The organism is Corynebacterium matruchotii, from assembly GCF_011612265.2.
GTDB classification, from domain to species: domain Bacteria; phylum Actinomycetota; class Actinomycetes; order Mycobacteriales; family Mycobacteriaceae; genus Corynebacterium; species Corynebacterium matruchotii.
The window spans coordinates 2581724-2595301 of record NZ_CP050134.2 but is presented as its reverse complement, the minus strand read 5'-3'; the positions used below and the strand labels follow the sequence as shown (position 1 = coordinate 2595301).

Here is a 13578-nt window from a genome sequence, read left to right as displayed (position 1 = left end):
GATCATGACAGGTCCACTGATTCTGCCGTTCAACGGCAAGGTGCCGCGCATCCATAAGACCGCCTACATTGCCCCAAACGCCACCATCATTGGTGACGTGGTGATTGGGGAGCACGCCTCGGTGTTCTATAACGTGGTGCTGCGCGGCGATCTCAACCGCATCACCATTGGTGATCGAACAAACATTCAAGACAATTGTGTGCTACACGTGGACGCGGATGCGCCCTGCACCCTTGGCGACGACGTGACCGTGGGGCACCTCGCCCTGGTACATGGTGCCACCGTTGGTAATGGTGTTCTCGTCGGCATGAAAGCAAACCTGCTTTCGCACTCGGTGGTGGGTGCTGGTTCGCTGATTGCGGCCGGTGCCGTGGTGTTAGAAGGGCAGGAAATTCCGGCGAAGTCGCTGGCCGCGGGGGTGCCAGCCAAGGTGCGCCGCCAGTTGTCCGACGAGCAGTCCGCCGGGTTTATTCCCCACGCGGCGCGCTATGTGCAGACCGCCGCCGGCCAGGCCAGCATTTCTGAGGCGTTGAGTCTCGCCGAGGTGCAATTCGAATAGCCGCCGACGTGGGCTTTTCGACGCATCTAAATGGCATACTCATCAATCAGGAGTGATAATTGTTTCGAAAACGTGAGCGGATTGGTGAGGAGGCCACTTAACGCTAATGCCCGGGCTGCGGCTCGGGCATTATCAATGTGGGTGGGGATGACCCGCACCTCGACACCGCCGATTTCCTGCAAGGCTCGACCTACCACTTGGGTGTCGGCACGGTGGGCGAAGGCGGATCCCGCCAACACCACAGTATCCGGTTCGGTTCGCGCGGTGAGGTCCAGCGCCGCCGCAGCGAGAGTCGGGTATTTCCCAATATTCAGATCGATCGATTCCACCGAGGTGCGGGTGTGGATGGCGGCCCCGGTGGTGTCGTCCACATAGAAGATAAGGCCTCGATGATCCGCCAATGGTTCGGAGCCAGTGGGCCGCAGCGGCGGCTCTTGGGTTTGCTGCTCAGCACCGGCAATGGCTTCTACCACACTGGCCACGGTGATGGGAACGTCGAAAAGCCGTGCGAAGGGGGTGACTATGTCTTCGCCATCCCAGCCAAGATTTGGGGCGGTAATAAATTTTTGCTCACGCACAACACCAGAAGCAGATATGCCGATATTAGCCAGGGGGAGTTGGGTGCTGGCAACCATGGCATTGATATGTGGAATGATTTCGGCAATAAATGCGCTCATGCGATGCTTGGCGGGGGTGATTTCTACGAACTGTTCTCGCAGTAATTGTCCTCGTGTGCCATAAATGCCCAGGTAGGTGGATTTTGTGCCTAGTGCAACTCCGACATGTACCCAGGGAGTCGGGGTCATTTCTAGGGGGATCTTGGGCCGACCTGGACCTTCTGCAACGATCTTATCTGGGCGTTCTCGCACCAGGTGAGCATCTATAAGGGCGGTCACGGCACGGGCAATAGTGGGTTGCGAGTGGGTGGAATGTTGGAAAAGATGAGTGCGGGTGACCGGTTGCTTCAGGCGAATGACTTGGAAGCACACTGCGGCCGGTGTTGTTGGGCCGCGAAATACGGGCGAAATATTAATGGCTGAAGGGGGGCACATGAAAAGAATTTTACGGCTAACAGACAATTCTGTCTAGTAGATGTATAGGTAAAGTATTTCAAATCATATATCGAGGGTTTGACCGTTTTTGAGGGTAATTCTTGCCGGTTTTCCACTTTTATTCGGGGAAAATGTGGTTATTATTTCCTGTATTAGGGTAGGGAACTTGCGTTTTCGTTCTCGACACCATCGTTGGCCAAAGTGCTAATTATAGAAGAAACCTACAAGATGGAGTTTGTGCTAAATTATTATGAATAAAAATCTATGCAGGTAAATGATGTTTATGCGCGGTTGTTATGACAAATGCCGACGATGGGTGTATAAGGGCGGCGTAGATTAATACATTTTGGCGTTAGGGGACATATTGTACCTACCGATGTATGGAAAACAAATGATTCAATGCTTAGAATTACGACAATAAAACTGGGATTAAAATAATTGCTTCCTTGAAAAACCAATGTTCAACGCCTGTTGAGGGAAAAATACTTATTCAAAAGACTGCAATATAAATAGTAGAGATATTGTAGCCATATAGCGACTATTAATGAGATTAATAATGAACGAACGAAATAAAGTATGACGTTAGGTTACACTCAAAATCCGTGGTGGATTTGCAGCTTTGTATCACAGATAATGACAATTACCGGTAAGATAATTCTGAAATAATAACAATACCTGACCGGTAATAACCAGTTAGATAAAGAAAAGCTAAGTCTCGGTTAAGTTTTCCGGGATCTGTGGGCAAAGCTACCCCCTTTGCCTCCCCCTTACCCCCGTGACTCTTGCACCTTTGCCACTAACTCCGGCAATCCCCGCGCCGCAGTGGTGGCCCAACTCACAGTCGCTAAGGGGGTGAGGTCCGTGGCCGCGGGCGAAATCTCTATGATTGGTGTGCCGCATTCATATGCAATTCGGGGTAAAGCCGCAGCCGGATACACCACCCCGGACGTCCCCACGACCACCACCACATCGGCGATCATCATCCACTGTTCCGCTAACTCCCACTCCCGTTGCGGTAGCGACTCCCCGAACCACACCACCCCCGGCCGTACCGGATTATGGCATAGCGGACACTCCGGCGGCGTCAACCGTGCCGCAGGCTGAGTAGGTAATTCCATAATCCTATAGGGGCGGCCGCAGATACTGCACCGCCACGCAAATAAACTGCCGTGCAGGTGGGCGATATGCTGGGAGCCAGCCCGTTCGTGCAGGTTATCAATATTTTGGGTGGTCACCAGCATGCTATCGCATAATTGTTCCCACTCGGCTAGTGCGATATGTCCGGCATTCGGTTGCGCCTCCTCGGCCACGTGGGCGCGCCACAGATACCACGCCCACATGGGTTCGGGATCTCTCGCCCAAGCATCAATACTAGCCATGGCCTGTGGGTCAACATTCTCCCACAAGCCGGTTTTATCGTTGCGGTAGGTTTCTAACCCAGATTCCGCTGACATGCCAGCCCCCGTAAACACATGCACCCGGCGCGCCTCGCTCAAATTTTCGATAATGGCGGGTGGGAAATCGGCGATGGTTGTGGGTCGGGCGGTCATGATTCCATTGTAGGCCTGGTTTTCGCCCAGGTGGGGCCGGGGCGAAAACCAGGGCCGGGCCAAAGTTGGGGCGAGGTCGGGGCTGCGGCAAGTTGTGGTGAGCTGCGGCAGTCGGTGGCGGGGCATCTTGGCGCGTGGGCGTTGATAACCCGCGGATAAGCCTGCGAATAAGTTCCGGAATTGTGGCGGCGAGACCATAATTTTATGACTACGGTGAGCGGTTATTGGCTATAGGGCTTAGTATTATTTTCTATGACCTTTAAATTTGATGCGCCTGAGGTTGCCGGCGTGAGTGCCCGCGTCATGACCCCGGCCGCCACGAATGTGCGGGCCCACGCCTATTTGCGAGTCCTGAACCGGCTTGCAGAGCGGTATACTTTGGCCGATGTGACGGATCATTCCCCGTTCGCCCCATATCTCACGTTTGATCCGAGCCGGGGCGATATGGGCCTGATTTTAGAAGACGAGCGGCGCCTGCCGGTGGCGAGCATGTGGGTGTCGTTTATTACCGCCAAAGGGTTCATTGCCGATTCGGTGCCGGAGATGGTGTTGAGTGTGGAGCCTAATTGGCGAGGTAAGGGCATTGGTGGTTGGCTCATCAAGCAGGCGGTGAATTACGGTCGGACTCACGGGTGGCAGGGGATTTCGGTGAGTGTGGAGTCGGAAAGCCCGGCCCGTCGCCTTTACGCCCGCAACGAGTTTGTGACCCAAAGCGATGAGGGGGTGATGTTACGTACACTCAGCCCACTCATTACCGCGGTCGCGGTGTATTGCGGCTCGGTCATGGGTGAGCGGCCCGAGTTTGCGGAGGCCGCCGCGGAGCTGGGCGAGGAGCTGGCCCGCCGCAACATCACCATGGTGTACGGGGGTGCCAGCGTGGGGCTCATGGGCGAGGCTGCTTCTGCCTGTTTGGCCGCCGGTGGTGAGGTTATTGGGGTCATGCCGCGGGGGCTTGCTGATTTAGAGTTGGTGCACCCGCATTTGAGTCGCCTTGAGCTTACCGACGACATATTGGCGCGGAAAACCCGCATGGAGGAGCTTGCCGACGCGTTTGTGGCGCTGCCCGGGGGCATGGGCACCTTGGAGGAGGTTTCCGAGGTGTTGGTGCGGCAACAGTTGGGGCCATACACCGGCCCGGTGGCTCTTTATAATGTGGAAGACTATTGGACCCCCTTCCTGACGGCGCTGCGCGCCATGGAGGAAGAGGGTTTTATTTGGGAACGTTATTTAGACGCCATTGTGGTGGCCGATTCCCTCGATGGGTTGTTCGATGGATTTAATCGGTGGGCCAACCCCGGCCTGAAGTGGCGCAAGGGTGGGCTCCGTAACCATTGAGAACAGTTGCGGGTTGTGGGTTGTTACACGCCGATCGTGTCGCCGCCGTCGTGTAGGTCGTCGTGGCCCACCTGGTGCAGGTCGTCAGCTTCGACACCGAAGTCGTCGATCATGGGGGCGATATTATCGGAGTGGCCGGCGCTGAAGTCGTCGATCATGCCGTCCCCGTCGGCGTCGGTGAACATGCCATCGGCGTAGCCGTCATGGTCCTGGTCGACGAGGATGGTGTCGATGTGGCCATCGCCATCGGTGTCTTGGTGTTGCACGTCGACGCGACCATCAAAGTTGTCATCAATGTTGATCCGGTCGGCGACGCCATCACCATTGGTGTCGTAGGCTACCTGGTCGGCGTGCCCATCAAAGTTGGTGTCCGTGTAGGTGACGTCGGTTATGCCATCGTGGTTGAGGTCGACGCTGACTTCATCCATATGCCCATCGTTATTGTGATCGGCGGCCACGGCGTCGTTGAACCCGTCGTGGTCGAGATCAATGTCGAAGGCTGCGGGGGTGCCGGTGGCGCCGCTTTGGGTGGTGCCGCTCTGGGCGGGCGCCGAGGTGTGGTGGGTGTCGCCACCTAGGTCCACATTCACGGTGTCGACCCCATGGTTAGCGGCCACCGCCGAGGCCTGGGCGGAGGACACATGGTTGGTGCCGGAGGTGGAGTCCACTACACCATCCCGGTCGTTGTCGTATTCGTGGTAGTCGGAAACCCCATCACCATCGGTATCGTAGGCCACCGAGTCGGTGATGCCATCATTATTGGTATCCCGGATTTCCACATCGGGTTGGCCGTCGCCATCGGTGTCGATCTGCTTCACATCCATGTCACCGTCACGATCCTGGTCTTCGATGGTGGTGTCCAGCTTGCCGTCGTGGTTCGTGTCGAAGGATGCCTCGTCTATGCGGCCGTCGTTGTCATTGTCTTGTAGGTGGGCGTTGACGACACCATCATGGTCGGTGTCGTAGTCGATGGAATCAATCTTGCCGTCTTCGTTGCTGTCGACCACCTGGGCGTCGGCGAAACCATCGCCGTCGGTGTCGACGGAGTAGGTGTCGGTCTTACCGTCAGCGTCGCTGTCGACGGACCCCATCACCCTTCCCGTCGTGTGGGTCCCATCCACATCGGTCAGGTCGATCATGCTGCTGTCGGTCAGGTGGCTATTGGTGTTTTCGCCGGACATTTTGCTTCCTTTCGGCGTTCTCTCTTGCTCTGTCGTGAATGGAATACTGCGATTGCTGGAATTGTTCCCAGGGGGTCAAAAAAATTTCCATCACCGCGATCACCAGCATAATCACGGGAGACGGTGGTCAGTCATCGTTGGTTGTGTTACTAAAGTAGGAAGTAGTTTTATCACCACTATCCCAACAAAAAGTTTATGGTCACGAAAACCCAACGCACCCCCGTAGAATCCGTCACCCGCGCCGCCGAAATCGCTCGTCGATACGGCAAAACCGTTGCGGCTGACCGCGCCCTCGCCACCCTCACCGCGAAATTCCGCGCCGGTACCGTCGTCGTCATTGGCGAGGTGAAACGCGGCAAATCATCGCTCGTGAATGCGCTCATCGGCTACCGCAACCTCTTGCCTGTCGACGTGCTCACCTGCACTAGTGCCCCCATTCGGGTGCACATTCAGGGTGGGGACGAAGCCCCCGAATACCCCCAGGTGGCGCTGGTCCGCGGTACGGAACGCCAAACCGTGCACCCCAACGACCTCTACCAGTGGGTCACCCAGGCCGGCACCCAGGCCAGCGGAAACCTGGAGGCCGAACTGCCCAGCGCCGCCGAAATTACCCTGCGCTGCGACAGTCTCGCCGGCATCACCCTGGTCGACACCCCCGGCGTCGGTGGCCTGGACCAGCAGGCCGTGAAATCCGCCCTCCTGGAGGCCCGAAACGCGGGTGTTCTCCTCATGGTGTGTGATGCCTCCAGCCCAATCACCGCCCCGGAAATGGACATTCTCCGCGAAGCCAAGGAAACCGTCGGTGGGGTCATCGTTGCGGTCACGAAAACCGACAAAAACATTCGTAGATGGAAATCCATCATCGCCGACAACCGGCGGCTCATCAACGACCACCTAGGCCTGGACCTGCCGGTCATCGGGGTGTCCAGCCTGCGGGGCTCCGACGCCGGGGAAATCCCCGACCCCACCCGTAGGGCCGAAATCGAACGGCGCAGCGGCATCACCGAACTCCGCGAAGCCATTTTTGGGCAGCTCAAGCAGCCCGCCAACATTGGGGAACGCGCAGCCCTGCAATCCATGAAAACCGCCCTGACTAGCATCGTGAAGGGTGTGAAGCAAGACATTGCGCTGCTTGAGGGTTCCAACGACACCATGGCCGAGCTCGAAGCCGAACGCACCAAACTGGAAAAGCTCCGCGAAGAATCCTCAGAATTCGAACAACGATTCCAACGCGATCTGGCGGTGGCCCGCAACGAAGTCACCGACATGCTCGACAAAAACCTTGACGACATCAAACAAAGCTGGCAGGACCAAATCAACCGGCAACAATTCCGGGTGCTGCGCTCCAAACCACAGGTGTTTACCAGCCAGATCGAAACCGAACTCAAAGCCCTCATGGAGCAAACCATGGTCGACATGGTTGCGGCCATAGCGAAAACCGCCAACGCCCTATTTACCGACCAGCCCGAAACCATCGACGAAATCCTCGCCACGGCTGTTGCCTCCCTGGCGCCGGCCGACATATCTAGTCACAGCGTCGAAAAGAAAACCAAAGACCTGTTCGACCCCACCCTGGTGAGCATGGGTGCCATCGGTTCCAGCATGCTCATGCCCATCCTGCCCTTTGCCCCGCTCGCTGGCGCCGTATGGGTGGGCGTCAACCTGGGGTTCCGTGCCATGCGCAACGGGAAACAACACCTCATCATGTGGCTGCGGGAAACCACCGCCACCACCCGCATGGCCACCGCCCGCATGCTCGACACCGTCATCACCTCCGCCCGCACCGAACTCATGCTCCGCTACCGGGCGGACCTGCGCACCAAAATCAAGGAACTCCAAACCCGCATCGACGAGGCCCGCAAGATCGCCCAAACCTCCGAAACCGAGCGCCGCGAACGCATCACCCGTTCCCAACGCAACGCCGCCATCATTGACGGCACCATCGCCGAACTCGACGCCCACCTCGCCCGATCCTAGCCAGCACCCCCACATTCATCATGAACCCTTATCACAAACAAGCAATCAGCGACCTCACAATCCTCCTCAGGCAAGCCATCGACGCCCTGGAACAAGGCGGACCGGAGCTTGTGGAACCCGCCAAAGAACTCAGGGAAATGGTCACCCGGCCACCCCGGGTCGCCATCGTTGGCAGGCTCAAATCCGGGAAATCCACCCTGGTCAACGCACTCACCCAACACCGTATCGCTGCCACCGACTCCCTCGAATGCACGCTCGTCGTCAGCATGTACCTCGATGGGGCACCCGCCCGCGCCGAAATCATCGGCCTCGACGGGGAATCCATCAGGGAACCCCTCGGCAATGGGCCGCTGCAAAAACTCCCCCGACCCCTCGACGAAATTGATTACGTCCGCCAATATTTACCCAATGTGAGCCTGCGGCAACTCTCCCTCATCGACACCCCCGGCACCGCCACCCTCACCGTCGAAAACGAGGAACGCACCCGCCGCATGCTCGTGGATGGCGGCCAAGACACGCGCCGGGCCAGCTCGTGGGCGGACTGTGTGGTGTTCTTGTCGGATTCGGCGCCGCGGGACGATGAGCGCACGTTTCTATCCCAGTTGGGTATGACCCCGCTCACCACGGTGGGAGTGCTCTCCCGCGCGGACTCGTTTGGTGCCGGGGCGTTTGGTCAGGTTGACCCCATTATTTTTGCCGGGGAGCACGCATATAAGATTGCGGAGCAATTGCAATCGGTCGTCGAAACCGTATTACCCCTATCGGGGCTATTGGCGGAGTCGGCGTCGGTGGGGCGGGTCACGGAAACCCTGGCGCGGAACCTGGGGTCGTTAGTCATGTTGGATCGGGACCAGGTGCTGGACTTTATTGAGGTCGATGATCCGGGGGTGATTGTGCGTGGTTTTACCCCCGCGATGCGGGATGATCTGCTGGATGCAGTGGGGGAGTACGGCATTATGGCAGGTCGGGGCGTGGCCCACCAGTCGGGGGCAACGGGGTTATTGAAGTGGATGCGGGAGGTTTCCGGCATCGAGGCATTGACCCAGCTACTCACGGGTGACATTGTGTATTTTGCGATTTTGCAGCGGGCGGTGCGAATGCTGGATGCATTAGAAGATATATCCAATAACTACAATGTGAGGAACCATGTTCGGTGGGTGCAGGAAGTGATTTTATCGCAGCCTGGTATGCATTTCGTCTTGCTGTACCGTAGCTACCGCAATACGTATGCTTCGAATCCTAATTCGGTGCTGCTACCTGCTTTGCGACGGGCGATCACCGCCACGAATCCCGCCGAGGTGGCCGGCCTCACGTCCAGCGCCGATCCCGGTGTTGTGCGTGCTAAGCATGAGGAAGAACTCGGTAAACTGCAAATGTTAGCTATGACGCCGTTATCTGCTGCTGAAGATGAGGCCCGGGAACGGTTGATTGTGGCGCACCAGCATGCGCTACGGTCATTAAGGTAATAGAGCGAGGAGATCATGAATAATCCATGGCACTTGGCCATTGATTTTGGGACATCAAATTCGGCGGCCGCCCACACCGCGCCACTGACCGCTGCGGTAGAAACATTACCCTTGTCGCACCGCAGTAACCTGGTTCCCTCGGCGGTCTATGTGAACGATGATGGTTCCGTGCTGTATGGCGAGGCTGCCCTGTCGCAGGGGCGCCGGAACCCGTCCCGCATGGTGGTGTCCCCCAAACGCTATATTGGCCACGAACTGGTGCAGCTTGCCGGCAAGGATGTGCCGTTGAAGGATCTCATGGCCGCCCTGTTTCGGGGCGTGCTAGAAAAGGGCTGCGCCCAGCACGCCGGCCAGACCCCGGCCAGCATCACCATCACCCACCCAGAATCCTGGTCTGTGCATAACGTGGACACATTGCTGGGGGCGGCCACCAGCATTGGGGTGCCTAAGGATGTGTTGCGCACCATCACTGAGCCGCGGGCGGCAGCCATGCACTATGCGGCCAAGCAGAAAATCCCGCCCGGGTCGCATGTGGCGGTGTTCGACTTCGGTGGCGGCACCCTGGACATTGCGGTGCTGCGGGCGGAACCCACCGGTGACTTTAGGGTGATTGCCGCCAAGGGCGACAACAGCCTGGGCGGTCGCACCATTGATAACCTCCTGTATCGGTGGGTGATCGACCAGGTGGAAAAGGACGACCCCGACCTGGCCGATGAATTACACTCCTCCCAGGTGTCGATCATGCATTCCCTGGACGAGTCCATTAGGGAGGCCAAGGAAATGCTGTCGGACACGTCCTCGGCGACGATCACAGTGTCCACCCCGCACGGGGAGCAGGATTTCCTCATCACCCGGGACGAGTTCAACGAGGTGATTTCCGGGGTGGTGGACCGGGCAGTGGAGCTCACTCAGTCCGCGTTGCAGCAGGCCGGGGTGGATCGTCGCACCCCGATCTATATGACCGGTGGGTCGTCGAGGATACCCTATGTGCAAAACCGGTTGGGCGAGGTCGCGGTGGTGATGACCCTGGATGACCCGAAGACCGTGGTGGCTCGGGGTGCCCTGGAGGCCACAATGCTGGGGTTCACCGAGGGCACCGGCAACATTGTGGTGCCGAAACCCACCCGGCCAGATAATCCCTTCGGCGAGGGGCCTGGCACCTTGAGCTCGGTGACTGCGTCGGCTACCGCGGCGCCGAACCTCACCACCCAATTCCCCACCCAGCCGGACCCGTCGGGACGAGAGGTGGCCACGCAGGGCGCCCAAACGCTGGCGGCAACGTCGACGGCCACGCCGTCGAAAAGCAAAAAGGGCGGCAAGAAAAAACTTGTCATTGCGGTGGTCGCGGTCGTAGCGCTGCTGGGCGTGAGCGCGGTGGCGTACCGGATGCTGGGCACGAAATCCACCGTCACACAGGTGAACACTACCGCGAAGGATTCGGACATTCCGCTGCTAGAACGCTATAGCACTGCAAACCAATTCTTGCCGGCAAAACTACTCAATGTGATGCAGCGGTGCGGTGGCAAGGCTGACGAATACAACGATCACCTCACCGTGCCCGTCTATCAGTGCGGCCTCAGCAACGATGATGATGCCCCCAAGATGGACGACAGTAAACCCAGCTATATTTATTGGGTACCCGGCGACCAGTCCGAAACCGCCCACACCGAGCTGCAATCCGGCAAGGTGCTGCGCGCTGACGACGATTCCACCATCCACACGTCACAGTTGCAGGAATCCAGCAGTTCGAAACCAGAGGTGGGCTTGGCCTTCCCCAAGACGGGCAGCGGGTTCGTGTACATGTACTACCCCAAGGATAAATTCACCCTGTATTTTGAGGCCTATGGCCAGCCCAGCAAGACCGAAATCACCGAGTATCTGAAATACCTTGGTGTCATGAGTTAGTAGTACCCTGATAGGGAAGCCTCCCGAAACTGCGGCAAGCTGCGGCGGAGAACACAAGCGGTAGCAGTTTCGGGAACATTTTTTTGAGTGAGGGCATTTCACCGTAGACGAGCGCGGGCTCGTGGTCGGTGAAAGGAGGTGACATCATGACACAGTTAAACGATGCTAATAATGATTCAATACTGCCGCCATTAGAAAATTTATTCGGCGATGTGGCGTTAGCGCCACCGGAGTTGGGGTCGATGCTTGATGTGGCATTCGACCTCAATACTTTAGACCCCGGCATTGATATTCCCACCAATGACGTTGATTTAGGGGAGCTCGATAACCCTGCTGGGGATCTGGGGGCGGTATCGGATGATGACCTGGATATTTATCAGACCATTGACCACGATGATGATAATCTAGGTGAGGAACATAATGGCGGTCAGGAGAGTGTTCACGACGGCGATGACCCCTTCGCGGTCGATACGCATGATCTACATCATGATCTTGATGATCTTGACGATCCAGACCATTTCGGTGGCCTGGACCATTTAGACCATCTCGATCACTCATTCGACAACCTTGACGATGGGGGCGATGATTTGCTGGGAGGGCTGGGACATGATTTCCAATGACCGTGAGACGGAATTGGAGCTCATTCGACTCGCACAAGCGGGCGATCAGCGGGCCTTCAGGCAGCTCATACAAGAGGCGCATTCGCGCATGTGGGCGGTGTGCCTATCCACCACCGGGAACCGGCATGATGCCGAGGACGCCCTGCAAAACGCCCTCACGAGCATTTGGCGCAATATCGGCAAATTCGAGCCGCGCGCAAAATTCTCCACCTGGGCGTACCGCATTGCCTCCAACGCCGCCCTGCATGTGATCCGTTCCCGCCGCGACACCCTCGACGCCGACGCCGGCATGTCCGAGCCCGACAAATATTCGCTTGTCGACGACCAAGTTACCGCGAGCATCGTCATCCGCAGAGCCCTCCAAACCCTCAGCCCGGAATTCAAAGAGGCCATTATCCTGCGGGAATACGCTGGAATGAACTATCAGGAAATCGCAGAACACCAACAGGTGGGGGTGCAGACGGTGAAGAGCCGCCTGAATCGGGCCCGCACCCGGCTGCGGGAAGCCCTAGAAGAAGCCGGGGTGAATCGGGCGTAGGGCGTCGATAAGCCTAGCTGTGCTCCAGGTTATGGACCTGGGTGCGTGGCGCCAGGCGGGTCAGTTGCGTCACATGCTTGGGGGACAGCTCGTCGATGGTCTCTACCTGCAACAACTGCATGGTGCGGCGAACCTGCTCCGCCAGGATTTCGATCGCCCGGGTCACGCCGGCCTCCCCACCAGCCATGAGCCCATACAGGTAGGCGCGGCCAATGAAAGTGAACTTGGCCCCCATGGCCATGGCAGCCACAATATCGGCGCCGTGCATAATGCCCGTATCCATGGTGACATCCAGGTCCTTACCGACCTCACGAACCACCTCGGGGAGCAGCCAGAACGGCACCGGCGCCCGGTCCAACTGGCGGCCACCATGGTTGGACAGGATAATGCCATCCACACCCAGGTCGGCGAGCTTCTTGGAATCCTCCACATTCTGCACACCCTTGACCACCAGCTTGCCCGGCCACATGGAGCGAATCTCCTCCAAATCCGAGAACTGGATGCTGGGATCCATGGCAGAGTTCAGCAGCTCACCCACGGTGCCACCCGTGCTGCTTAACGATGCAAACGACAGCGTGGGGGTGGTGAGGAAGTCAACCCACCACCAGGGGCGCGGAATCGCATTCGCCACGGTACCCAACGAAATCTGCGGCGGAATGGAGAAACCATTGCGCTTATCCCGCAGCCGGGCGCCCGCAATCGGGGTGTCCACCGTGAAGAACAACGTGTCAAAACCGGCCTCAGCGGCGCGTTTCACCAGCCCATAGGAGATTTCCCGCTGCCGCATGACATACAACTGGAAGAAGTTTCGGCCGTGCGGGTTCGCGGCCTTCACATCCTCAATAGAGGTGGTACCCAAGGTGGACAGGCAGAATGGGATGCCGGCCTTCCCGGCGGCGGAAGCGCCGGCCAGCTCGCCCTCGGTCTGCATGAGCCGGGTGAAACCCGTCGGGGCGATACCGAACGGGAGGGCGGACGGGCCGCCGAACACCTCGCAGCTGGTATCCACATTGCTGACATCGTTGAGGATGGAGGGGTGGAACTCCACATCCTTGAATGCCTGGCGGGCCCGATTCATCGAGATTTCGTCGTCGGCGGCACCATCCGTGTAGTCAAAGGCAGCTGCCGGGGTGCGACGCTTGGCGATCTTGCGCAGGTCATCAATGGTTTGGGCGTCGCTGAGGCGCGCCCGCTTGAGATTGAGGTCGAGCTTTTTAAACTTAATCAGATCAAAAAGTTCGGTTGGATGCGGCAGCTGACGCTGGACTTTAGCCATGAGCTTTCCCTTCGTGACATGGGGTGTGCGCCCCCACGATGGCAGCAATAACACCATGTGGGGTAGCACGCAATGCTATTTACTATTCACCTTACATAAATCAGGAAAAGCTCGCCTAA

The 13578-nt window shown here is 58.0% G+C and carries 11 protein-coding genes; 7 read left to right on the top strand and 4 right to left on the bottom strand.

The window, feature by feature from the left end:
* The first annotated feature begins 4 nt into the window (after positions 1 to 4).
* A complete protein-coding gene (locus tag HBA49_RS11510; RefSeq protein WP_005524603.1) occupies positions 5 to 559 on the top strand; it encodes a gamma carbonic anhydrase family protein in 555 nt (184 codons plus the stop codon).
* A 26-nt stretch (positions 560 to 585) separates the two neighbouring features.
* Here HBA49_RS11510 and HBA49_RS11505 read toward each other — a convergent pair whose 3' ends face one another.
* Positions 586 to 1611 carry an ROK family protein gene (locus HBA49_RS11505; RefSeq protein WP_005524135.1) on the bottom strand — a complete coding sequence of 342 codons (1026 nt, stop codon included), beginning with the start codon at positions 1609 to 1611 and terminating at the stop codon, positions 586 to 588.
* A 767-nt stretch (positions 1612 to 2378) separates the two neighbouring features.
* A complete protein-coding gene (locus HBA49_RS11500; protein WP_225866121.1) occupies positions 2379 to 3161 on the bottom strand; it encodes an NAD-dependent deacylase in 783 nt (260 codons plus the stop codon).
* Between the two features lie 252 nt (positions 3162 to 3413).
* On the opposite strand from HBA49_RS11500, the gene HBA49_RS11495 reads away from it, so the two are divergent.
* Positions 3414 to 4496: a TIGR00730 family Rossman fold protein gene (locus HBA49_RS11495; protein WP_005524615.1), complete on the top strand. Its 1083-nt coding sequence runs from the start codon at positions 3414 to 3416 to the stop codon at positions 4494 to 4496.
* Between the two features lie 23 nt (positions 4497 to 4519).
* Here the strand turns inward: HBA49_RS11495 and HBA49_RS11490 are convergent, their stop codons facing one another.
* A complete protein-coding gene (locus tag HBA49_RS11490; protein ID WP_005524474.1) occupies positions 4520 to 5677 on the bottom strand; it encodes a hypothetical protein in 1158 nt (385 codons plus the stop codon).
* 195 nt (positions 5678 to 5872) lie between these two features.
* On the opposite strand from HBA49_RS11490, the gene HBA49_RS11485 reads away from it, so the two are divergent.
* The 5 genes from HBA49_RS11485 to HBA49_RS11465 all read left to right on the top strand — a co-directional run bounded on the left by HBA49_RS11485 (position 5873) and on the right by HBA49_RS11465 (position 12183).
* Complete coding sequence (locus tag HBA49_RS11485) at positions 5873 to 7654, top strand: dynamin family protein (protein WP_005524341.1); 1782 nt, start codon at positions 5873 to 5875, stop codon at positions 7652 to 7654.
* Positions 7655 to 7674: 20 nt separating this feature from the next.
* Positions 7675 to 9120 (top strand): GTPase, encoded by a 1446-nt coding sequence (locus tag HBA49_RS11480; RefSeq protein WP_005523975.1) that lies wholly within the window; start codon positions 7675 to 7677, stop codon positions 9118 to 9120.
* A 15-nt stretch (positions 9121 to 9135) separates the two neighbouring features.
* Positions 9136 to 11025: an Hsp70 family protein gene (locus HBA49_RS11475; RefSeq protein ID WP_005524727.1), complete on the top strand. Its 1890-nt coding sequence runs from the start codon at positions 9136 to 9138 to the stop codon at positions 11023 to 11025.
* Between the two features lie 146 nt (positions 11026 to 11171).
* Positions 11172 to 11645: a hypothetical protein gene (locus tag HBA49_RS11470; RefSeq protein WP_005524162.1), complete on the top strand. Its 474-nt coding sequence runs from the start codon at positions 11172 to 11174 to the stop codon at positions 11643 to 11645.
* Positions 11632 to 12183, top strand: a complete 552-nt coding sequence (locus HBA49_RS11465; protein WP_005520503.1) for an RNA polymerase sigma factor — start codon at positions 11632 to 11634, stop codon at positions 12181 to 12183. Before HBA49_RS11470 ends, HBA49_RS11465 begins: the two co-directional genes overlap by 14 nt.
* A 13-nt stretch (positions 12184 to 12196) precedes the next feature.
* Here HBA49_RS11465 and HBA49_RS11460 read toward each other — a convergent pair whose 3' ends face one another.
* The gene (locus tag HBA49_RS11460) at positions 12197 to 13459 is read right to left on the bottom strand and encodes an alpha-hydroxy acid oxidase (protein WP_040431424.1); all 1263 of its coding nucleotides are present in this window, start codon (positions 13457 to 13459) and stop codon (positions 12197 to 12199) included.
* Positions 13460 to 13578: the final 119 nt, after the last annotated feature.